Raw genomic sequence first — 356 nt, 5'->3', positions numbered from 1 at the left:
GCCCCGCCGAAGACGCCGATGTCGCCGTCGTACTGGGCCGAGTCGTAGCCCGCGTTCTCCAGCGCCTGCCAGGCCGTCTCCAGGAACAGACGGTGCTGCGGATCCATGATCTCGGCTTCGCGGGCGGTGTATCCGAAGAATTCGGCGTCGAACAGGTCGGCCCCTTCGAAGCGGGGGCCCGCCTTCACATACCCCGGCTGTCGGAAGACCTCGGGGGCCACTCCGGCCGCCACCAGTTGCCCGTCGGTCAGGGGGACGATCGACTCCACACCGTCCCGCAGGTTCTCCCAGAACTCCGTCAGGTCCCGGGCACCCGGGAAGCGCCCCGCCATCCCGATGATCGCCACACCACCGCG

At 69.4% G+C, this 356-nt stretch carries 1 protein-coding gene; it reads right to left on the bottom strand.

The features are described 5' to 3' along the window. Nucleotides 1-347, bottom strand: a 347-nt coding sequence (locus IG05_RS43265; RefSeq protein WP_037815989.1) for a beta-ketoacyl synthase N-terminal-like domain-containing protein, incomplete at its 3' end; no start/stop codon positions are given. Between the last annotated feature and the right edge of the window lie 9 nt (nucleotides 348-356).

It is taken from the genome of Streptomyces sp. NRRL S-1022 (genome assembly GCF_000720135.1).
In the GTDB taxonomy this organism is placed as follows: Bacteria; Actinomycetota; Actinomycetes; order Streptomycetales; family Streptomycetaceae; genus Streptomyces.
This window is presented reverse-complemented; position numbering and strand designations above follow the sequence as displayed.